A 21,591-nucleotide genomic window follows, 5' to 3' on the forward strand; every position below is an offset into this window, starting at 1 on the left:
TCTAGATAGTCGCCTAGTTTACTTTAATTAGGCATTCCTTTAAAGTCATTCTTCAACAATGTTGATCCCAGTAAGATTATGAATACTCTACTCTTCATAGTAAACATTACATGTTACCTAATAGCAATATTAGGAATTTTCTGTTTTGTTAAAGGAAAGCTTTCCAGAAATTGCATTAAAGTTGGCACTTTCTTTGCATGGACGGCTGTCATTTTGCACGCTTGGATGTTGAGTCAAGCTTTGGTTGGTGCAGGCGGTATCAATTTAGGTGCGTCCAATGCATTTTCGTTGACGATTCTTGCGACTTTAATGATCATCCTGCCGAATATTCGTAGGCATCCAGATATTTCAATGGTGCTATTTACCTTAGCAATCATCTCGTTGATTGTGTCAGAAAGCTATGATTCGCAATTGACACTTAACAGTGCGCGCCCAATTTTAAGTTTACACATTATTTTATCCATCATTGCTTACGCAGTGTTAATGGTTGTTGGTGTACAAGCAGCATTGATCGTGCTTCGCCATAGTTATTTGAAGAAGCCAACAGGCTATTTCTTAAACCATTTGCCACCATTGATGAGCATGGAGAAATGGTTATTCCAGTTGATGGCAATTGGTGCTGTGTTATTAACATTAAGCTTATTAACAGCATTGTCTTTTATGGATAGCTGGTTTGATAAGCAATTCGTTCACCGATCAATTTTATCTATTGTATCGTTGATCATCTTTGTCACATTGTTGACATTGCATCACTTCAAAGGTTTGCGTGGGAAACCCGCAGCTAAATATGCTTTAATCGCATTTGTTGTCCTCTTGATCGGTGTTTCAGGTTCAAGAGTGGTTCAAGAACTTTTATTTAATCGCACATCTTAATTATGACAGATTCAAACGTAAGCAAAGAAGAGAGTCCACAGCAATCTTTAATTCAACACTTAATGGAGCTCAGAAGCTGTATTCTAAGAGCGCTATTGGGTGTGGTTGTAATATTTTTTGGTTTAATTTGGTTTAGAAATGATATCTATACATTTGTTGCAATGCCATTAACTCAAGTATTGCCAGCAGGTAGTAGCTTGATCGCAACAGAAGTAACCTCTACATTCTTGGTGCCAATTAAGCTAACGTTGTGGATTTCGTTCTTTATTTCAGTGCCTTGGGTGATTTATCAAATTTGGCGCTTCATTGCACCAGGTTTGTATCAGAAAGAACGCCGTTTGGTATTCCCGATGATTTTCTCGAGCATCATGTTGTTTTATCTTGGCATGATGTTTGTTTACTTTGCTGTAATGCCATTAATGTTTAAGTTTTTAGTGGGCACAACGCCAGATGGTGTTGTAATGTCTACCGACATTAGTCAATATTTATCAGTAATTTTGAGATTATTTTTCATTTTTGGCATAGCATTTGAAGTACCTGTTGTGATTATTTTATTAGTATTAATGAATGTCATTACAGTGGAAAAAATTAGCGCAAAAAGACCATATATCATCATTGGTGCGTTTGTGGTTGCGGCTGTTGTTACACCGCCAGATGTGTTATCTCAGGTTGCATTTGCAGGGATGACGATAATTTTATTTGAAGTGGGTTTGTGGATCGCCAAACAGTTAAAGCGATCATAAAAAGCAATTGGGTTGTACAGAAATAAGAATATTAAGAAAGAACGGAGAAAAGTATGATTGCAAACATCGCGGAATTTTTAGGAATGTCCACAACAGCAGTTGTTGTTTGGGCAGTGGTGATTGTCATTGTGATCGCATTGATTATGATGATAATTTCTGTGTATAACGGCTTAGTGTTAAAACGCAATAATTACCAAAATTCATTTGCGCAAATTGATACAGCATTGATGCGCCGTTTTGATTTGATTCCAAATTTAGTGGAAGTTGCTAAAAAATATATGGATCACGAACGTGAAACATTGGAAGCAGTGATTTCGGCACGTAATCAAGCAAAAGGCAATTTGGATGCAGCTAAGGAAGACCTAGGCAATGCTGCATTGATGAATGCCGCTTCAAAAAGTGAAGGTGTATTGAATAGTGCGTTAGGTCGCTTGATGGCAGTTGTGGAATCATACCCTGACTTGAAAGCGAATGAACAGATGCAATCATTGCATCAAGAGCTAGCAACAACTGAGAACTTAATTGCTGCACATCGTCAAACTTACAATATTGATGCAACGGAGTATAATAACTATCTGCAGGTTTTTCCGAATAATATGGTCGGAGGAATATTTAGTTTTAAACCAGGTGCATTGTATGAAATTGATGAAGTACAACGTGAAGCACCTAAGGTTAAATTTTAATTATTTGAGATAAAGATGAGTATGAAAGTTAGAACGCGATTTGCCCCTTCTCCTACAGGGTTTCTGCACATTGGTGGTGCAAGAACGGCCCTTTATTCTTGTTTATATGCATTGCACAATAAAGGCGAGACAGTATTAAGAATTGAAGATACGGATTTAGAGCGTTCTACTCCAGAAGCTGTTGAAGCAATCATTGATGGTTTGGATTGGTTAGGTTTGAACTTCAATGAAGGTCCTTTCTATCAAACTAAACGTTTCGATCGCTACAAAGAAGTGATTGCTGAAATGTTGGAAGTAGGCACAGCTTATTATTGCTACTGCACGCAAGAAGAGTTACAAAAAATGCGTGATTTGGCAGAAGCTAATAAGGAAAAACCACGTTATAACGGTATGTGGCGCCCTGAAGAAGGTAAAGTATTGCCTGCGATTCCTGAAGGTGTTCAGCCTGTAGTTCGTTTCCGTAATCCTGAAACTGGCGTAACAAGCTTTGATGATTTGGTGCATGGCACAATCACATTCCAAAATACAGAGTTGGATGACTTAATCATTGCTCGTCCAGATGGTACGCCAACTTACAACTTCTGCGTTGTGATTGATGATATGGATATGGGCATTACGCACGTTGTGCGTGGTGATGATCACATCAATAACACACCAAGACAAATTAATATCTTAAAAGCATTGAATGCACCAGTGCCAGCTTATGCGCATGTTGCGATGATTTTGGGTGATGATGGTCAGAAATTATCAAAACGTCATGGTGCTGTGAGCGTGACGCAATATCGTGATGAAGGTTATTTGCCAGAAGCAGTATTGAACTACTTAATTCGTTTAGGTTGGTCACATGGCGATCAAGAGATTTTCTCTTGGGCTGAAATGATTGAACTATTCGATTTGAAAGATGTGAACAAAGCAGCAAGCGCATTCAATACAAGTAAATTATTGTGGTTGAACCAACATTATATGGTTCAAAAAGACCCTGCTGAATTGGCAGTATTATTAGTGCCATACATGCAAGCAATCGGCATTGAAATCACAGATATGGCTTATTTAGAAGCTGCTGCAAAAGCGCACGTTGCACGTTGTCAAACAATGGTTGAATTGGCAGCGATGATTCAATATCTCTATGTTGAAGAGTTAACATATGATGAAGAATCTGTTGAGCATCATTTAACAGCTGTATCAAAACCAACTTTGATTGCATTGCGTGATGTGTTTGCAGGTTTAGATGATTGGTCGTCAGCACCTTTAAAAGCTGAGATGAAAGATCTCACAAAAACATTGAACATTAAAATGGGTGAAATTGGCATGCCACTTCGTACAGCGATTGTTGGTAGAGCAGCATCCCCGAACTTGGATGAAACTTTAATCCTCGTTGGTAAAGATAGAACGCTTGCTCGTTTAGAGAAAGCAATTGAAAAAATTGGTTAAAACTTTGACCGAATCAACTAAAAAACTATAATCTTAAAGGATTATAGTTTTTTCTTTTATGGACGAAATTGAATGAGCACAGCAGACTTATTAATTGAAATTGGAACAGAAGAGCTTCCACCAAAATTCTTGAATACATTATCGAATGATTTCAAAGGATTAATCGAAGCAGAATTGAAACAGGCAAAATTAGCATTTGATGGTTGTGAAGTATTTGCATCGCCTCGCCGTTTTGGTTTGTTGATTAAAAATTTAGTGGGTCAGCAAGCAGATTACGTGAATGAAAAGCGTGGTCCAGCGGTTGTTGCAGGTTTCAAAGATGGCGAACCAACTAAAGCATTATTAGGCTTTGCTCGTGGTTGTGGTGTTGAAGTGGATCAATTGATCAAGGTTGCAACGGATAAAGGCGAATGGTTTGCTTTTGAAGAGAAAATCATTGGCCAAAAAACAGCAGATTTAGTGCCTGCAATGTTGGTGAATGCATTGAATAAATTGCCAATTGCTAAAAGAATGCGTTGGGAATCTCATGAATTTGAATTTGTTCGCCCAGTTCGTTGGATCGTACTATTGTACGGTAACGATGTGATTGATACCGAAATCATGGGTGTGAAATCTGATCGTGTTACTCGTGGTCATCGTTTCCATACAGAAGGCACTTTGACAGTTACAGCGCCAACTCAATATGAAACATTGCTAGAAACTGAAGGTAAAGTTGTACCAAGCTTTGCAAAACGCCAAGCAAGCATTGTTGAGCAAGTGAATAAGGCAACTGCACAATATGGTAAAGCGATCATGGAGCCTTCATTGTTAGATGAAGTGACTGCATTGGTTGAATTGCCAGTTGTATTAGTAGGTCAGTTTGAAGAGCATTTCTTGGATGTACCACAAGAAGCATTGATTTCTACGATGCAAGATAATCAAAAATATTTCCCAATCGTGGATAATGATGGCAATTTAACGCGTTATTTCTGCTTTGTGAGTAATATTGAAAGTGAAAACCCACAAGAAGTGATCAGTGGTAATGAGCGTGTCATTCGCCCTCGTTTCAGTGATGCAGATTTCTTCTGGAATTCGGATAAGAAAATTCCTTTGGCAGATTATTTGCCTCGTTTAGCAACTACAATTTTCCAAACACAATTGGGTTCACAAAAAGATAAAACTGATCGTGTGGGCGCATTGAGTACTGTGATTGCAAAATCAATCGGTGCGGATGTTGATGTAGTTTCAAAATCTGCTGAATTATACAAATCAGATTTATTGAGCAACATGGTGCAAGAATTCCCAGAGTTACAAGGTATTATGGGTCGTTATTATGCACTTGAACAAGGTTTGGATGCGTGCATTGCTCATTCATTGGAACAAGTTTATTGGCCAAAATTTGCAGGCGATCGTTTACCTGAAACTAAAGAAGCTCAAGCATTAGCCATTGCAGAGCGTTTAGACACAATCGTAGGTATTTTTTCGATTGGCCAAATCCCAACAGGTTCACGTGACCCGTACAGCTTGCGTCGTGCAGCACTAGGTATTTTGCGTATTTCAGTGGAGCAAAATGTTGATTTATACTTGAAAGATTTAATCAATGTTGCTTACTTGAACTTACCTGCGGAATTACAAAATCCAGAAGTTGAAGCTAAAGTATTGAACTATATTTTAGAAAGAATGAAGGCTTATACAGCTGAGTTAGGTATTGCACACGATACATTCGAATCCATTTCTGCATTGGAATTGAATAATCCTTTAGATATTTTGCGTCGTTTGAATGCGATCACTGAATTCAGAACAACTGAAGCAGCACATAGTTTGATTCAATCTAACAAGCGTATTTCTAATATTTTAGAGAAAAACTTGAAAGATCAAACAGCAATGGTTGTAAATGCTGATTTGTTGAATGAAGATGCTGAAAAAGTGTTATTCAAGGCGATCACAGAAATTGCACCAGCGTTAGAAAAATCAACGGCTGAGCATAACTATGTGGAAACATTATCACATTTATCAACATTGGCAGGCCCATTGGATCAATTCTTCACAGATACGATGGTGATGTGTGATGATTTAGCTGTGCGTGAAAACCGTTTGCATTTGTTGAATCGTATTCGCCAATACTTCAAAGCAATGGCTGACTTGTCCTTGTTGCAAGACATTTAATATGTTGCCAAAGCTCGTCATTCTCGATCGAGATGGGGTTATTAATTACGATAGCCCTGATTATATTAAATCACCTGAAGAATGGATTCCGATTGAATCGAGCCTTCAGGCGATTCGGTTGTTGAATGAACATGGAATCTTGGTTGGCGTTGCTAGCAATCAACGTGGCGTTGGCCGCGGTTTATATGATGAAGCAACGCTCGCTTTGATCACTGAAAAAATGTATCAAGCTTGTGCTGATGTTGGTGCGCATATTGATGCTTGGCGTTATTGCCCAGCATTGGAGCGTACGCATCCTGATCACAAGCCTAATCCTGGAATGTTGCTATCCATTATGGATGAGTTCAATATTTCACCGCAGGATGATTCAGTCTATTTTGTGGGTGATAAATTGAGTGACGTAGAAGCTGCAATCAATGCCCAATGTTTGCCGATTATGGTGGAAACAGGCTATGGTAAAGAGAGCAGTGCAGAAGCAATCGCACAATATCTAGATTTACCCATTTATACAAATTTACTCGCGTTTGTCGAAGCGCTATTAAAGGATGATTAGTATGATTCAATGGATTCGCTCGTTAATCTTTTTTATCTTATTAATGGTAATTGCCGTTATTTTTATTCCATTTATGATTATCTATTCATATTGCGTATCAGAACGACGTTATTATCCAATTGTAAGATTATGGTGTGCTTTATCACTATTTTTATTACGCATCACAACAGGCGTGAAATATCGTGTTAATGGCATTGAAAACATTGGCTTGATTAAAGATCACCCTGCGGTAATTATTTCTAATCATCAATCCACTTTTGAAACATTTCTATTTCCAGTAATTTTTCCTACGTATTGTTTTGTTTTGAAAAAAGAGTTGTTGAGAATCCCGCTATTTGGGCAAGGTTTAGCTCGANTATCTTATTAATGGTAATTGCCGTTATTTTTATTCCATTTATGATTATCTATTCATATTGCGTATCAGAACGACGTTATTATCCAATTGTAAGATTATGGTGTGCTTTATCACTATTTTTATTACGCATCACAACAGGCGTGAAATATCGTGTTAATGGCATTGAAAACATTGGCTTGATTAAAGATCACCCTGCGGTAATTATTTCTAATCATCAATCCACTTTTGAAACATTTCTATTTCCAGTAATTTTTCCTACGTATTGTTTTGTTTTGAAAAAAGAGTTGTTGAGAATCCCGCTATTTGGGCAAGGTTTAGCTCGATTGCATCCAATTGCAATTGATAGATCTGAAGGTAGAGAAGCGCTCAAGATGATGATTGCTAATACTAAGTCGCGATTAGAAGAAAATATTTCTGTGATTATTTTCCCTGAAGGCACGCGAGTTGCACCAGGTGAATCTTTGCCTTATAAAAACGGAGCATTTTTGGTTGCTTCTAAATTAAAAGCGCCCGTGTTACCTGTCAGTGTTAATTCAGGTTTAGCATGGCCAAGAGGGCAGCTTTTAAAGAATAAAGGCACGATTGATATCACAATTGGTGAATTGATTGAGAGCGAAGATAAAAGTGTGCAAGAGTTGAATGATGCAACTTATGCTTGGATTAAGGCAAATGAACGAACGACGTTGGCAAAGTAATGGCAAAGCAACAGAAACATACCGTTAGAATCATTGCGGGTGATTATCGCACACGTTTATTGGAAGTTGTGGATCGTGATGGCTTGCGCCCAACGGGCAATCGCATGCGTGAAACATTGTTTAACTGGTTGCAACCTTTTCTGTATGGCTCGCGTTGTTTGGATCTATTTGCAGGCAGCGGTGCATTAGGATTAGAAGCATTGTCTCGTGGCGCACATGCTGTGACTTTCAATGAAAAAGATCGAGAAGCTTTTCAGGTATTACGTAAAAATGTTGAAGGTATCTGTAAAGAGAAAGATCGCTTTCAATTAATGAATATCGATGCAATTCAGTTCTTATCCAAGCATACCGAAGAATTTTCAATGATCTTTTTAGATCCGCCATTTGGCATGCCAGAGTTATTGATGAAATCAGTAGAGTTAATCAATACGATGCCAATTTATCAAAGTGTGAAATATTTAGTGGTTGAGCGGTCAATCCAAATGCCAGCAATTCAATTGGATGGTTTCGTGGTTCATCGTGAAATGAGAACAAAAGAATCGAATTTATCTTTATTTGTTCGATCGTCTTGAATATAACATTGCACTGTAACCAATCACCGCGGATAACGTAGATTTGATGATTCCTGGCACGATGAAAGGAATCATCACCACATCGATCACTTTCATCATAGATAAATCTTTGCTGATATATAACCAAGTACAACCAAAAACTAGCGTGATGAATGTTGCCAATAAATTGGCAGCAATAAAAGCGATCAGCTTTTTAGAGAAATTCAGGCATGTTCGTACAGTGATCACATAGAAAATAAAGCCCACAAGAAAACCGCCTGTTGCGCCAATGATGGTATCGATGCCACTTTTCTGATTAGCAAAAACTGGTAAGCCTAATGCGCCTAATAATAAATAACCTAAGACAACAGCTAATCCAATTCTGAGTGAAAAAATAGATGCAATAATGCCAATAGCTAGAGTTTGTCCTGTAATTGGAATCATGCCAATGGATATGGATAATTGAGCAAATAGGCTTAGAAAAGCGATTAAAATAAGTATTAATGCTGTTGTTTTCAGGTAATTTTGTGACTTGTTCATGATTTAGTAAACTTAAACTTTAAAATCAAAGTTTACTTGAAATGAATCACCTAAACAATATGCTTAAAGAAGACTTTAGAGTTTCTTGTGTAATCGTATACAGCTAGTTTGTCTTTAGGTAGATCGATGATTTTAGCTTCTTTAAAGCCATTACCCATAAACCAGTGTGCAGTTTGTGTTGTGAGTAAGAAAATAGAATTAAAACCATCTTCTTGTGCTTTATGCTCCACAAATTGCATCAATTGATTTGCTTTTTTGCCTTTGCGATAATCAGGGTGAACAATGAGGGAGGCTAGCTCTGTCGTTTTCTCTTCAGGATAAGGATAATACGCAACGGCACCGATGAGCGAGTTATCACGGAACATTAAATAGAAGTTGTGAATATCTTTTTCTAAATCTTGAATGCTACGTTTTTTCAGTGTGCCATCATCTTCTAAAGGCTGCATTAAAGCTTTCAATGCTTGAATATCTGTCAACTCAGCTGGCTTGATTTCATCATAAGGTTCATTGGTAATCATCGAGCCAACACCATCTCGTGTTAGAAGCTCAATGATTAATTCACCTTCAGTCGCTTTATTCAATAAATGAATACGATCTACACCATGTTCAATGGCAGGAATACTATTTTTAATTAATGCACGAGTGTTGTTTGGTAGATTGCTATCTTGGCACAGTAACTTTGCTTGAGTTGCATTCATTTCTCGTGGCAAATTTTCATGTTCTGTGAGAATCATGAGTTTCTGGCATTGTAAGCTACTTGCAATTTTTTCTGCCATTTCCAGACCATCCATGATGAATGTTTCACCCGTTGGCGCAAAACCAAACGTTGGAATGATGAGGCAAGATGCACTTTCTAAAATATGATTGAGCAGTTCTTTCTTAATGCTTCTCGCTTTGCCAAAGAAACCATAATCTGTACCGTTGTGAATGCCATAAGGCTTAGTTGTCACAGCGCTACTGGAAACAATTGCAGAGTTGATTTGGTATTGATAAAACGCTTGGTTGAGCAGAACTTCAGTTTTGCGCTGAGTAACTTGCGTTTTAATGAGAAATTCTTCTAATTTCTCTTCGGATTCTATGACAAAAGGCTGCCCAATTGCATGTGTTGGCGCGATCAGAATAATTTTGATATTGAGCGCGCAAAGTAGGGCGATATCTTTAGCGATGGTGCTTGATTGCTCTTGCGAGACTTGATCCAATAAAACAACAAAAGTACTACCTGAATAGGTATGAAAATATTGTCCTGCATCGTGCAGTACTTTTAGTATTGTTTGATTGAGCATATTACATGAACTCATCCCAAAGTTTTTGGATGCGCTCAGGTAACTGCATTGGATCGAAAGGCTTAGTTAAAACCCCTAATAATTTTGGTGGTTTAGCTTCAGAATATGCAGCAAAGTTTGCATTCGCAGTTAAGAAAATTGCTGGTGTTGAAGCATATTGTGGTTGCTTGTGTAATTCAGCTAAAACTTCTGGGCCACTCATGCCTGGCATCATCACGTCAATTAAAAACAGTTGTGGCGCAAAACCATCAACTTTTTCTAAAGCTTCGGCGCCAGAGTTACAAGCCAATACTTCAAAGCCTCCAACTTCTGAAAGAGAAAACTCGATGATGCTGAGGATATCTTGGTCATCATCAATACATATAATTTTAGTTAGTGGTGCTGCCATTAGTATTCTCCAATTCATCAATATAGCGCATGTTTTCTTACTATATACTATATGACTAATAAAATAAATTTTGAGTTTTGTATGATCAAACTACCTTATATTATTCTCGGGTCGTGGGCGAGAAAAAGATCAGACCAATAGATTGCTTCTCTAACTCTTGGTGTAACCAATTTCAGTGCTTGCGCGCGGGTTGCCCATATCCAATCATTGTGTTCAGGATGTCCTAATTCAGGATTCACAGGCAATGATATCTCATTTCTTTGTGTTTCTGCTAAGTGATAGCGTGCGATTTTCTTACCTTTAAAGTAAGCAGGTGTTTGATAAAAATCAAACCCCCAGCGGAAGTTCAAATCTGTGATTGTTGTCTCTTCTTGGACTTCTCTTATTGTTGCTTCAATTGCACTTTCACCCAGTTCAACTTGTCCTTTAGGAAAATCCCAAAAATTGTAAGCTTTCAGTAATAAATACCGAAAGCTTTTATTTTCTAAGCGCACAATGATCGCACCCGAAGAGAAGATCTCAACATCATCACTCCAATGTTTATCTTCATATTGCATGGGCGCTCTCTTATTGTTGTTAGTGATAGGCTGGGCTAAGTTCACGGACTGCGTCCACCATAGCTTTTACGTTTTCAGGATCGATGCCAGGGAAAATACCGTGACCCAAGTTGAAAATGTGACCGCCACCTACGCCGAATTTATCCAATACTTTCTTAACTTCAGCGCGAACAACTTCAGGATTGCTTAACAATACAGCTGGATCCATGTTCCCTTGCAATACAACTTTGTTACCAATCAATGCACGAGCGTGATCCAAATCTGTCATCCAATCTAAGCCAACTGCATTTGCGCCAACGTTTGCTTGTTCAGATAGCCATGCACCACCATTTTTTGTGAAAATAATGGATGGGATTTCTTGGTTTTTATAAGTTTTGATCAAGCCATTGAGGATTTTTTGTGTGTAACGTAAAGAGAACTCTTTGTAGCACTCTTTGCTTAATAATCCACCCCAAGTATCGAAGATTTGTACAGCAGCAACGCCATTCACAATTTGTGCATTTAAATAGTCAATCACAACATCTGCTAACTGATCTAATAGAGCATGTAATAATGCTGGGTTTGTATACATTAAACCACGAATTTTTGTGTATTCTTTACTTGTTGAACCTTCTAGCATATAAGTTGCTAAAGTCCATGGGCTGCCAGAGAAGCCGATTAATGGTACGCGATTGTCTAATTCTTTAACGATCATGCGTACTGCATCCATTACGTAACCTAGCTCTTCTTCCATCCCAACTTTGCGAAGATTTCTGATCTCTGCTTCAGTTGTTAATGGTTTTCTGAAGATTGGGCCTTTGCCTTCTTCAAATGTTAAGTCCAATCCCATTGCATCAGGAATCGTTAAGATGTCAGAGAAAAGAATTGCAGCATCAAAACCGAAACGATCTATAGGTTGTAAAGTCACTTCTGTTGCCAATTCAGGCGACATGCAAAGGTTCATAAAGTTACCAGCTTTTGCACGTGTTGCACGGTACTCTGGTAAATAACGACCTGCTTGGCGCATCATCCAACAAGGAGTCTTGTATGTTTGCTCTCGCAGAAGTGTTTTAATGAAACAATCATTTTTATAACTCATTACGCTCATTCCTTAAAAATTAACCTGTGTAGTCTACCACGAAAAGACCGAATCTTGTAGTTGATACATCGCTATTAAATACAGCTTAATATTTGAAAAAAATTGAATTTTTTAAATCTATATGGTATAAAGCCGTGCTTAGTTTTGGTTTCTTAATTAAAGATCTGAACTAAGCATTTAATAAACGACTCACAAGCTGAACTGTTTAAGTGTTGGGTGCTGATAAAGTCCGCTTAAATATGCTTGGAGGCTCAACCCTAAATTTTAAAGGATAAAATATGTCAAACGTTACTATGCGCGATATGCTAGAAGCTGGTGTTCACTTCGGTCACCAAACACGTTACTGGAACCCACAGATGAAAAACTACATCTTTGGCGACCGTCAAAAGATTCATATCATCAACTTAGAAAAAACTGTTCCATTATTTGAAGATGCAATGAATGCAATTTCAAGCATTGCTGCAAAAAATGGCCGTATTATGTTTGTTGGTACAAAACGTGCAGCACAAGAAACTATCGCAGCTGAAGCAACGCGTGCAGGACAACCATACGTTGATCACCGTTGGTTAGGTGGTATGTTGACTAACTTCAAAACAGTGAAAAACTCTATCAAGCGTTTACGCGAAATTGAAGCAATGAAAGAAGATGGTTCTATCGAACGCTTCAACAAGAAAGAAGGCATCATGCTTGCTCGTGAATTAGAAAAATTAGAGCGCAGCTTGGGTGGTATCAAAGATATGCCTTCTATTCCTGATGCATTGTTTGTAATCGATGTTGGTTACGAAAAAAATGCTGTTGCAGAAGCTCGTAAAATGGGTATTCCTGTAATTGGTATCGTAGATACAAACAACTCACCAGAAGGTGTTGATTATGTTATCCCTGGTAACGATGATGCGATCCGTGCAATCCAATTGTACGCAAAAGCAGCAGCTGATGCTGTAATCGCGGGCCGTGGTTCTAACGCTAAATTGGCTGCTGAAGTTATCGAAAAAGATGGCTACGTAGAAGCTGAAGCTACAGAAGCATAATCAGTCTCAACAGATTGTTTTCAAGCATTGAGTAAGAGTCGCCCGTTTCTTGGGCGCTTTTATTTTAGAGATATTCATTAATTAATGAGGTTATAAAATGTCAAATATTACTGCTGCAATGGTTAAAGAACTCCGTGAACGTACTGGTTCAGCGATGATGGATTGTAAAAAAGCATTGACTGAAACTAACGGTGACATGGAAGCGGCTATCGATTTGATGCGTAAAAATGGTTTGGCAAAAGCTGACAAGAAATCTGATCGTGCTGCGGCAGAAGGTTTATTGTTGGTTCGTCAAAACGCTTCAAAAGCTTTGATCTTAGAAGTTAACTGTGAAACAGACTTCGTAACTAAGAACGAAGACTTCTTGAAATTTGCTAACGACGCTGCTGATATCGCGTTGAATAGCGATGTAACAACAGTTGAAGAATTAGGTGCGCAAGCATTGAACGGTTCTACAGTTGATGAAGTTCGTAAAGGTTTAATCGCTAAAATCGGCGAAAACATGAACGTACGTCGTTTAACAGTATTGAACGCAACTGGCATTTTAGGTGGTTACGTTCACGGTGGTCGTATTGCTGCAATCGTTGAAGTTGAAGGTGGCGACGAAGATTTAGCAAAAGACGTAGCAATGCACATTGCTGCTGCTAACCCAGTTTGCATCGATGCTTCTGAAGTTCCAGCTGAATTATTGGATCGTGAGCGCGATATCTACTCAGCACAAGCTGCTGAATCAGGTAAGCCAGCTGACATCGTTGAAAAAATGGTTGAAGGTCGTATCCGTAAGTACTTAGAAGAAGTTACTTTGGAAGGTCAAGCATTCATCAAAGATCCAGACATGAGCGTTGGTAAATTGTTGAAATCTAAATCAGCTAAAGTTAAAGCGTTTGTACGTTTTGAATTAGGTGAAGGCGTAGAAATCACAACAATCGACTTCGCTACAGAAGTTATGGCTCAAGCAGGTTTGAGCAAGTAATTTAAACTTAAGTTTAAATTAGCGAGCAAAGAGCGTCTGATTATTCAGGCGCTTTTTTGTTGTTGGCTATTTTATTCATTGTTCTTATATTAATCATGTTTTTATTATTTTATATTGTAGGGCATTATGAACTTCTCAGAACCACTATTGATTATTAAGGCATTTAGTAAACGTGAATATATGGAGGATTTCTTGAATGGTAATCTCTATATGAATAATTTGTCTTTCTTTAGAAAGGAAGATATATCGGGTGAATTAAGAGATGATGCTTTAGAAGGGGTAACTCTTGTTAAGAGCTCCAAGCATGGTTACGATGACATCAATGGATGGGACGGAAATTAAGCCAATTGAAAATATTGTTTTTAGTAATTTCGCCGTAGATTATCAGAAAATATTTTGCTGTTATGGCATTAAAGCATTGGATGTATATCAAAATAATTGCAGTGTAATAGATTTATTCCCAATTGAGGCATTATCAGGCTTAGGGCCTTATTTTGTACTTGTTGTAAATGTTGGGAGTTTTTTAGATAGATTTGAAAAAGCGTGTGAACGAGAGAAACACTTAGGTTTTCATTATGATTTTGTTGATTATGTGGAATTGTCTAATGATATATATATGCGAGAAAGAGATTTATTTTCTGCATGTTTCTCTAAGGATGTAAAGTTTAGTCATCAGAAGGAATTTCGGTTTGCTATTCCACCTTCTTCTTCAGAAGATACAGCGCCTAAATTGTTAAATATTGGGAAGATAGATGATATTGCTCGATCTTTTCATGGTGTAGATAATCTAAAAAATGCAGAACTTAATTTTAGTAGGTTTGAATTTACATTTGAGCCATAAAAAATCCTGCCGAGCAAAGCAGGGCAGGATGATTTAAGTTAATTGTTAAGAATTAATCTGTGAAGATTATTTCTTCAATTGATTCATGATGAATTCAACCGCAGAATCTACAGGGATAAATGTGCTTTCTGCATCTTTACGGCCTTTGTATTCTAGTTCGTTGTTTTTCAAGCCACGTTCACCGATCACTAAACGATGCGGTACGCCGATTAACTCATGGTCATTGAACGCATTGCCTGGGCGAATATCACGATCTTCCAATAATACTTCAACGTCCAATGCTAAGAATTCTTTATACAATTTATCTGCCAATTCTTTCACAACTTCTGATTTGTGATAGTTCATTGGGATCAAAGATAATTTGAATGGTGCCATTGCATCTGGCCAGATAATGCCTTTATCGTCATGAGATTGCTCAATCGCAGATGCAACAATACGAGTTACACCGATGCCATAACAACCCATTTCCATGAAAGTTTGTTCACCATTTTCATTCACAACCGAAGCATTCATCGCAGTACTGTACTTATTGCCCAGTTGGAAGATATGACCAACTTCGATCCCACGAATAAACTTGACTGTTCCTTGCCCATCTGGAGAAATATCACCTTCTTCGATATTGCGGAAATCATGCGTGCCTGAAAGTGGTAGATCACGTTCAAAGTTTACGCCAACATAATGGAAGCCATTTTCATTAGCGCCACAAATGAAGTCGCTTTCTGAATATAAAGCATGATCAAACAATACAGGAATTGGTAAATTGACAGGGCCAATAGAGCCAGGTGAAACACCTAATTTTTCAATGATTTCAGCATCTGTTGCGAATTGTACAGGGTTTGCAATGCCTTTAAAGTTACCTGCTTTTACTTCATTTAATGAATGGTCGCCACGTAAGCAGATTGCGATTAAGCTACCATCTTCTGCATGAACAATTAATGTTTTCGTGATTTTGGCAATCGGCACATTTAATTGTTTTGCAACATCTTCTACTGTGCGTGCATTTGGTGTCGCCACTTTTTCAAATGCTTGTTGTGGTGCTGCATATTTTGCGCCAGCATTTGTTTCAGCACGTTCAATGTTTGCTGCATATGTAGATTCTGTTGAAATTACAATTGCATCTTCACCTGAATCAGCCAACACATGGAATTCTTGTGAACGATCACCACCAATTGCACCTGAGTCAGCTAATACAGCACGATACTCCAATTGCAAGCGATCAAAAATCGCAGAATATGTGCGATACATGTTTTGGTATTCAGCTTCCAATGATGCAGTATCAATGTGGAATGAGTAAGCGTCTTTCATCAAGAATTCGCGGGAACGCATTACACCGAAACGTGGGCGAATTTCATCACGGAATTTCCATTGAATTTGATAAAAGCTGATTGGCAATTGACGATAGCTTTTTAATTCTTGGCGCGCAAAGTCTGTGATTGCTTCTTCATGCGTTGGGCCTAAGCAATAATCATTTTCGTGGCGATCTTTCAATGTTAGTAATTGCTTACCAAATTGATCCCAACGACCTGTTTCTTTCCATAATTCAGCAGGAATCACTGAAGGCATTAATACTTCTAGGCTACCAGATTTATTCATTTCTTCGCGCACAACATTTTCAACTTTATGCAAAACGCGTAAACCTAACGGTGACCAAGTATACAAGCCTGATGCCAAACGGCGGATCATGCCTGATTTGATCATTAACTGATGTGAGATGATCTCAGCATCTTTTGGGAATTCCTTAGTGGTACTCAATGGAAAATGAGAGGTTTTCATATGTGGCTTTCTCAGAAAAAGTGTGACAAAAAAATGGAGCGCCAGCGCTCCATTTATATATAGAACTAAACACAGACTATTGTAAACAATATTTCTCTAAATTATCTATAGTTGTCTTGTATTGATCTTGAATATGTTCAGGAGAAATACGAGTTTGCGTGCCTGATTGAGCAACTAACAATAATTGATCAAATTCACCATTTTCTAACGCTGTAAAAGTTTCTAGATTTTTATGGATGATTTGGCAATAAGTCATTGCTGAAGGATCCAAAGCTTCTGCTGCAACTGTTACGCCTGTTGAAGTTTTCTTTCTATCTGCTGGATCAAAAGTTTTCTTTTCTTCAATTTGTATCAGCACTGCTTGTGTTGGTTGCATGATATTGAGATTTTTCACATCTTTTGCTGAATTATCAATATGAGGTTGATCTTTGTCAAAGTTTAGAATTTGTTGACGAGCTTCATCTGGTGCGTATTCTGTGTAGTGAACAACGCCTTTGCTATCAGTCCAACGATACATTTGCTGAGCTTGTGCTACAGTAGATGCGGCGATGAATAGCATGCACAAATATAGGGTTTTTTTCATAATAGTTAGCTATTTAGTCATTAATGTTAGTATGATGATTTTATCATACTATTAATCTTGTGCGTTATCCAAATAATATTGTGCAAGCACAGACCAATAAACGCCGCCATATAATAAATTGCGATCATCAAAATCAAATCCTGCATTATGAAGTTTATTAGTGGATGAATCAGGGCCATTACCAATATAGAAATATGAACCTTTTTGGTCAGCTAACATGAAGCCAAAATCTTCTGCGCCCATGGATGGTGCTTTTTCTGTTGAAATTGCTTCTGCTTTGAATAGTGTTTGAGCAGCTTTCAGTGCAATTTCAGTTTCTTTAGTATGGTTTACGGTTGCAATATATCCATCTTGTAAGCGAACGTCAGCACGTGCACCAAAAGCAGTGCAAATACCTTCTGTAATTTCATGAATACGTTTTTTAGTTAATTCGCGAATTTTCGGATCAAAGTAGCGCAATGTGCCTGTGAGTTTAACTGTTTCAGGAATGACATTGTGTGCAGTGCCACCATGGATTGTACCAATAGTAATGATTACGCTATCAGTGGCTGCCATATTACGGGTTGGAATAGATTGAAGTGCAACGATGACTTGTGCCGCAGTGACGATTGGGTCAACGCCTTTATAAGGATGCGCAGCATGGCAGCCTACGCCATGAATATCAATCTCAATACTCACAGTACCTGCCATTTGAGGGCCATCACAGATTAAGAGTGTGCCAACATCTGCACCAGGGAAATTATGTGCAGCATAAACTGCATCGACAGGATATTTTTTAAATAGCCCAGCTTCAATTAAGTCACGAGCGCCTGCGCTATCTTCTTCATTTGGTTGGAATATTAATAGGATTTCTCCATCAAAGTCAGCTTCTTCTTGTAGGTATTTAGCTGCAAAAAGTAGCATTGCTAAATGCCCATCATGACCACATGCATGCATTATCCCAGCTTTTTTTGATTTATATGTTAGATCAGTGTTTTCGTCAATTGGTAGCGCATCAATATCTGCACGTAAACCAATTCTTTTTGAACTTGTCCCTTTTTTAATAAGTCCAACGACACCTGTTTCTAAAAATGAACGGTCAGTTTTTATGCCCCATGATTCAAGTAGCTTATTGATTTTGTCGGTTGTTGCAAACTCTTTTTTGGAGAGTTCAGGATTTTCATGAAAAAATTGACGCATTTTAATGAAGTCATTTTCATGCTTTTTGAACCACTGAATCTTTTCTTGATTTTCGTCTAGAAAGTGTAAGGTCATCGTGTCGTCGCTCCCAAATAGGTTATTTTCTGTTACTATATGGTACCTTGAAAAAGCGAAAGAGTTGAATGCTTTCTTGGTTACAATTAATATAAGTAATTAGCTTCATAAAAGCTTTTTATGCGAAATAAAGTTTTACAAGGCATGCTTGCCACCAAAAATTGATGTTTATTAGAAGAGGATAATCGCTATGATGGATTATTTACCAGTGCTTGTGTTTATTGGGTTCAGCCTCATCTTTGGGATAATACTAGTTGCGCTAGGTTATTTCCTATCTCCCAAGAAAGACAGTGTAGAAAAACTTTCACCCTATGAGTGTGGTTTTGAAGCATTTGAAGACGCACGAATGAAGTTTGATGTTAGATTCTATTTAGTGGCGATTTTATTTATAGTTTTCGATTTAGAGTTAGCATTTTTAATCCCTTGGGCAGTCGTATGGCGTGAGGTTGGAATGGTTGGTATTGCTGCTGTTTCAGTTTTCTTATTCTTGCTCGTTGTGGGATTTGCATATGAGTGGAAGAAAGGGGCATTAGAATGGGAATAGAAGGCGCTTTAGATAAAGGTTTTGTCACCACAACATTAGACAGCGCAATTAACTGGGCAAGAACAGGTTCTTTATGGCCTGTAACTTTTGGTTTAGNCGATTTTATTTATAGTTTTCGATTTAGAGTTAGCATTTTTAATCCCTTGGGCAGTCGTATGGCGTGAGGTTGGAATGGTTGGTATTGCTGCTGTTTCAGTTTTCTTATTCTTGCTCGTTGTGGGATTTGCATATGAGTGGAAGAAAGGGGCATTAGAATGGGAATAGAAGGCGCTTTAGATAAAGGTTTTGTCACCACAACATTAGACAGCGCAATTAACTGGGCAAGAACAGGTTCTTTATGGCCTGTAACTTTTGGTTTAGCATGCTGTGCAATTGAGATGATGCATACAGGGGCTGCACGTTACGACTTAGATAGATTCGGTAACTCTGTATTTAGACCATCTCCACGTCAATCAGACTTGATGATCGTTGCGGGAACGTTAACAAATAAAATGGCTGTGGCATTGCGTAAAGTTTACGATCAAATGCCAGAACCAAAATGGGTTTTATCTATGGGATCATGTGCGAATGGCGGGGGCTATTATCACTACTCATACGCAGTTGTGCGTGGTGTAGATCGCGTTGTTCCAGTAGATGTTTATGTACCAGGTTGTCCACCGACACCTGAAGCATTGATTTACGGTATTTTGCAATTGCATAAGAAGATTAAGCGTACAAGTACCATTGCGCGTTTAAGCTAGGGGGAGCCAATGTCGGTTATTTTACGACCAGAAACTATTCTGACGACATTATCGTCTGTATTGGGTGATCGAATCGTTTCAAGCAAGATCGCCAAAAATGAATTGACCATCATCGTTGATAGCGATCATTTACATGAAACCATGGAGCTATTGCACACCAATGACAAACTACCATTTGAAAACTTAATGGATGTTTGCGGTGTTGACTATGCAGCTTACGGCATCGCAGAGTGGGATGTTGAAGCAAGTAACCATGGCTTTAGCCGCGCGGTTCACGAGACATCTGTTGGGCGCAAAGAATCATCTTTAGATGAAGTGCGCAAAAACGCAGAAATGCCAAATCGTTTCGCAGCCGTTTATCATCTACTATCTGTGAAATGTAATGCGCGAGTCCGCATCAAAACATTCATGAAAGATGATAACTTTCCAATGGTTGATTCAGTGAATGATATTTATAAAAGTGCCAACTGGTTTGAGCGTGAAGCGTTCGATCTATTTGGCATTATTTTTAATGGTCATCCAGATTTACGTCGTATCCTAACTGACTACGGTTTCATTGGTCATCCATTACGCAAGGATTTCCCATTAACAGGCCATGTGGAAATTTGGTATGACCCAGAGTTAGAAAGAGTGGTTTATCAGCCAGTGAGTATTGAGTCTCGCGTTGTGATCCCTCGTGTGATTCGTAAAGAGGAGCAGAACTAATGGCAAATATTGAAAACTACACATTAAATTTTGGTCCTCAGCATCCTGCGGCGCATGGTGTATTGCGTCTGATTTTGGAAATGAACGGTGAAACCATTATGCGTGCTGATCCACACATTGGATTGTTACATCGTGGTACTGAAAAATTAGCGGAGGCTAAACCTTACAATCAATCGATTGGTTACATGGATCGTATGGATTACTCATCTTGTATGTGTAATGAGCACGTTTATGTGTTGGCAATTGAGAAAGCTTTGGGCATTGAAGCACCGATTCGTGCGAAATATATCCGTACTTTATTCGATGAAATCTATCGCTTACAAAATCACTTAATGTGGTTGGGCGCACATGGTATCGATTTGGGTGCGATGGGTATGTTTTTGTACTGCTTCCGTGATCGTGAAGATTTGATGGATATGTGTGAAGCTGCAACAGGCGCACGTTTGCACCAATTCTATTATCGCCCAGGCGGTGTTGCAAAGGACATTCCTGATGAAATGCCTAAATATGAAGTAAATAAATTCCGTAATCAGAAGAAAGTGGATCGCTTGAATAAGCCACGTGAAACATTCTTGGATTTTGTTAGAGATTTTACAGTTCGTTTTGATCAGCATTTAGAAGAATACAAAACATTATTGTTTGAAAATCGGATTTGGAAACAACGTGTTGTTGGTATTGGTCAAGTAACTGCGGAAGATGCAATGAACTTAGGCTTAACGGGCCCAATGTTGCGCGCTTCGGGTGTTGCTTGGGACTTACGTAAAACTCAGCCATATGCAGCTTATGAATATTTAGATTTTGATATTCCAGTGGGCAAAGAGGGCGATTGTTATGATCGTTTCTTGGTTCGTTGGGAAGAAATGCGCCAATCTAATCGCATTATGAAGCAATGTGCTGATTGGTTAGAGAAGAATCCTGGTCCTGTAATGCTAGAAGATAGCGTTGTATCTCCACCAAAACGTGCTGAAATGAAAGAGTCGATGGAAGATCTGATTCAACAATTTAAGTTGTATTCAGAAGGTTATTGCGTTCCTGAGGGGGAAGTTTACGCGGCAATCGAGCATCCAAAAGGCGAAATGGGCGTTTATCTTGTATCAGATGGTGCAAATAAACCATACCGTGTAAAAGTTCGTCCAGCAGGTTTCCCACATTTAGCAGCATTAGAGACTTTGACAAAAGGTCACATGTTGGGTGATGTGGTGGCGGTTGTAGGTACGTTGGACTTAGTGTTCGGCGACATTGATCGTTAAATATTGATAACTGAATTAAGGCATA

25 protein-coding genes and 2 pseudogenes are annotated in these 21,591 nt (G+C 38.5%); 19 read left to right on the forward strand and 8 right to left on the reverse strand.

Features of this window, described 5'->3' with window-relative positions:
- Positions 1–78 precede the first annotated feature (78 nt).
- The 9 genes from BZK16_RS09665 (at position 79) to rsmD (ending at position 8,050) form a co-directional block, all read left to right on the forward strand.
- Positions 79–873, forward strand: a complete 795-nt coding sequence (locus tag BZK16_RS09665; RefSeq protein WP_077928680.1) for a cytochrome C assembly family protein — start codon at positions 79–81, stop codon at positions 871–873.
- Positions 874–875: 2 nt separating this feature from the next.
- Entirely contained in the window at positions 876–1,616 is a 741-nt protein-coding gene (gene tatC, locus BZK16_RS09670; RefSeq protein WP_077928681.1) for a twin-arginine translocase subunit TatC, read from the forward strand.
- A gap of 53 nt (positions 1,617–1,669) precedes the next feature.
- Complete coding sequence (locus BZK16_RS09675) at positions 1,670–2,299, forward strand: LemA family protein (RefSeq protein WP_233145267.1); 630 nt, start codon at positions 1,670–1,672, stop codon at positions 2,297–2,299.
- Between the two features lie 21 nt (positions 2,300–2,320).
- Positions 2,321–3,730, forward strand: coding sequence for a glutamate--tRNA ligase (gene gltX / locus BZK16_RS09680; protein ID WP_077928756.1), 1,410 nt, complete (start codon positions 2,321–2,323; stop codon positions 3,728–3,730).
- Between the two features lie 72 nt (positions 3,731–3,802).
- Positions 3,803–5,875: a glycine--tRNA ligase subunit beta gene (glyS, locus tag BZK16_RS09685; protein WP_077928682.1), complete on the forward strand. Its 2,073-nt coding sequence runs from the start codon at positions 3,803–3,805 to the stop codon at positions 5,873–5,875.
- A gap of 1 nt (position 5,876) precedes the next feature.
- Positions 5,877–6,428 carry a D-glycero-alpha-D-manno-heptose-1,7-bisphosphate 7-phosphatase gene (locus BZK16_RS09690; protein ID WP_077928683.1) on the forward strand — a complete coding sequence of 184 codons (552 nt, stop codon included), beginning with the start codon at positions 5,877–5,879 and terminating at the stop codon, positions 6,426–6,428.
- 73 nt (positions 6,429–6,501) lie between these two features.
- Positions 6,502–6,795 carry a lysophospholipid acyltransferase family protein gene (locus BZK16_RS09695; protein ID WP_456300697.1) on the forward strand — a complete coding sequence of 98 codons (294 nt, stop codon included), beginning with the start codon at positions 6,502–6,504 and terminating at the stop codon, positions 6,793–6,795.
- On the forward strand, positions 6,795–7,478 hold the full coding sequence (locus tag BZK16_RS09700; RefSeq protein ID WP_077928685.1) for a lysophospholipid acyltransferase family protein: 684 nt from the start codon (positions 6,795–6,797) through the stop codon (positions 7,476–7,478). The genes BZK16_RS09695 and BZK16_RS09700 overlap by 1 nt, the downstream gene beginning before the upstream one ends.
- The gene (gene rsmD, locus BZK16_RS09705) at positions 7,478–8,050 is read left to right on the forward strand and encodes a 16S rRNA (guanine(966)-N(2))-methyltransferase RsmD (RefSeq protein ID WP_077928686.1); all 573 of its coding nucleotides are present in this window, start codon (positions 7,478–7,480) and stop codon (positions 8,048–8,050) included. The genes BZK16_RS09700 and rsmD overlap by 1 nt, the downstream gene beginning before the upstream one ends.
- Here rsmD and BZK16_RS09710 read toward each other — a convergent pair.
- The 5 genes from BZK16_RS09710 to hemE all read right to left on the reverse strand — a co-directional run bounded on the left by BZK16_RS09710 (position 8,030) and on the right by hemE (position 11,875).
- A complete protein-coding gene (locus tag BZK16_RS09710) occupies positions 8,030–8,569 on the reverse strand; it encodes a biotin transporter BioY (protein ID WP_077928687.1) in 540 nt (179 codons plus the stop codon). The two genes, rsmD and BZK16_RS09710, sit on opposite strands and share 21 nt — an antisense overlap.
- A gap of 50 nt (positions 8,570–8,619) precedes the next feature.
- Complete coding sequence (gene argA / locus BZK16_RS09715) at positions 8,620–9,852, reverse strand: amino-acid N-acetyltransferase (RefSeq protein WP_233145268.1); 1,233 nt, start codon at positions 9,850–9,852, stop codon at positions 8,620–8,622.
- 1 nt (position 9,853) lies between these two features.
- Positions 9,854–10,240 carry a response regulator gene (locus tag BZK16_RS09720; RefSeq protein ID WP_077928688.1) on the reverse strand — a complete coding sequence of 129 codons (387 nt, stop codon included), beginning with the start codon at positions 10,238–10,240 and terminating at the stop codon, positions 9,854–9,856.
- Positions 10,241–10,335: 95 nt separating this feature from the next.
- A complete protein-coding gene (locus tag BZK16_RS09725) occupies positions 10,336–10,797 on the reverse strand; it encodes an NUDIX domain-containing protein (protein ID WP_077928689.1) in 462 nt (153 codons plus the stop codon).
- 19 nt (positions 10,798–10,816) lie between these two features.
- Positions 10,817–11,875, reverse strand: a complete 1,059-nt coding sequence (gene hemE / locus BZK16_RS09730; RefSeq protein ID WP_077928690.1) for a uroporphyrinogen decarboxylase — start codon at positions 11,873–11,875, stop codon at positions 10,817–10,819.
- Between the two features lie 278 nt (positions 11,876–12,153).
- Between hemE and rpsB the strand changes: the two genes are divergently transcribed.
- The 4 genes from rpsB to BZK16_RS09750 all read left to right on the forward strand — a co-directional run bounded on the left by rpsB (position 12,154) and on the right by BZK16_RS09750 (position 14,717).
- The gene (rpsB, locus tag BZK16_RS09735; RefSeq protein ID WP_077928691.1) at positions 12,154–12,903 is read left to right on the forward strand and encodes a 30S ribosomal protein S2; all 750 of its coding nucleotides are present in this window, start codon (positions 12,154–12,156) and stop codon (positions 12,901–12,903) included.
- Between the two features lie 97 nt (positions 12,904–13,000).
- Positions 13,001–13,876, forward strand: coding sequence for a translation elongation factor Ts (tsf, locus tag BZK16_RS09740; RefSeq protein WP_077928692.1), 876 nt, complete (start codon positions 13,001–13,003; stop codon positions 13,874–13,876).
- 126 nt (positions 13,877–14,002) lie between these two features.
- Entirely contained in the window at positions 14,003–14,218 is a 216-nt protein-coding gene (locus BZK16_RS09745) for a hypothetical protein (protein WP_077928693.1), read from the forward strand.
- A complete protein-coding gene (locus tag BZK16_RS09750) occupies positions 14,199–14,717 on the forward strand; it encodes a hypothetical protein (RefSeq protein ID WP_077928694.1) in 519 nt (172 codons plus the stop codon). The genes BZK16_RS09745 and BZK16_RS09750 overlap by 20 nt, the downstream gene beginning before the upstream one ends.
- 66 nt (positions 14,718–14,783) lie before the next feature.
- Here the strand turns inward: BZK16_RS09750 and BZK16_RS09755 are convergent, their stop codons facing one another.
- The 3 genes from BZK16_RS09755 to BZK16_RS09765 all read right to left on the reverse strand — a co-directional run bounded on the left by BZK16_RS09755 (position 14,784) and on the right by BZK16_RS09765 (position 18,327).
- Positions 14,784–16,490 (reverse strand): proline--tRNA ligase, encoded by a 1,707-nt coding sequence (locus BZK16_RS09755; RefSeq protein WP_077928695.1) that lies wholly within the window; start codon positions 16,488–16,490, stop codon positions 14,784–14,786.
- Between the two features lie 76 nt (positions 16,491–16,566).
- Positions 16,567–17,073 carry a DUF4124 domain-containing protein gene (locus BZK16_RS09760; protein WP_077928696.1) on the reverse strand — a complete coding sequence of 169 codons (507 nt, stop codon included), beginning with the start codon at positions 17,071–17,073 and terminating at the stop codon, positions 16,567–16,569.
- Between the two features lie 51 nt (positions 17,074–17,124).
- Positions 17,125–18,327, reverse strand: a complete 1,203-nt coding sequence (locus BZK16_RS09765) for an amidohydrolase (protein WP_077928697.1) — start codon at positions 18,325–18,327, stop codon at positions 17,125–17,127.
- A gap of 190 nt (positions 18,328–18,517) precedes the next feature.
- On the opposite strand from BZK16_RS09765, the gene ndhC reads away from it, so the two are divergent.
- The 6 genes and pseudogenes from ndhC to BZK16_RS09790 all read left to right on the forward strand — a co-directional run bounded on the left by ndhC (position 18,518) and on the right by BZK16_RS09790 (position 21,566).
- On the forward strand, positions 18,518–18,871 hold the full coding sequence (ndhC, locus tag BZK16_RS09770; protein ID WP_077928698.1) for an NADH-quinone oxidoreductase subunit A: 354 nt from the start codon (positions 18,518–18,520) through the stop codon (positions 18,869–18,871).
- Positions 18,862–18,966: pseudogene (locus BZK16_RS14090) on the forward strand (NADH-quinone oxidoreductase subunit B); the annotation flags it as partial. The gene ndhC and the pseudogene BZK16_RS14090, both read left to right, overlap by 10 nt.
- Positions 18,967–18,970: 4 nt before the next feature.
- Positions 18,971–19,135, forward strand: a pseudogene (locus BZK16_RS15015) (NADH-quinone oxidoreductase subunit A); the annotation flags it as partial.
- Positions 19,126–19,611: a NuoB/complex I 20 kDa subunit family protein gene (locus BZK16_RS09780; RefSeq protein WP_077926311.1), complete on the forward strand. Its 486-nt coding sequence runs from the start codon at positions 19,126–19,128 to the stop codon at positions 19,609–19,611. The pseudogene BZK16_RS15015 and the gene BZK16_RS09780, both read left to right, overlap by 10 nt.
- A 9-nt stretch (positions 19,612–19,620) precedes the next feature.
- Positions 19,621–20,316: an NADH-quinone oxidoreductase subunit C gene (locus BZK16_RS09785; RefSeq protein WP_077928700.1), complete on the forward strand. Its 696-nt coding sequence runs from the start codon at positions 19,621–19,623 to the stop codon at positions 20,314–20,316.
- On the forward strand, positions 20,316–21,566 hold the full coding sequence (locus BZK16_RS09790) for an NADH-quinone oxidoreductase subunit D (RefSeq protein ID WP_077928701.1): 1,251 nt from the start codon (positions 20,316–20,318) through the stop codon (positions 21,564–21,566). Before BZK16_RS09785 ends, BZK16_RS09790 begins: the two co-directional genes overlap by 1 nt.
- Positions 21,567–21,591 lie beyond the last annotated feature (25 nt).

Source organism: Wohlfahrtiimonas populi (genome assembly GCF_002006795.1).
GTDB classification, from domain to species: Bacteria; Pseudomonadota; Gammaproteobacteria; order Cardiobacteriales; family Wohlfahrtiimonadaceae; genus Wohlfahrtiimonas; species Wohlfahrtiimonas populi.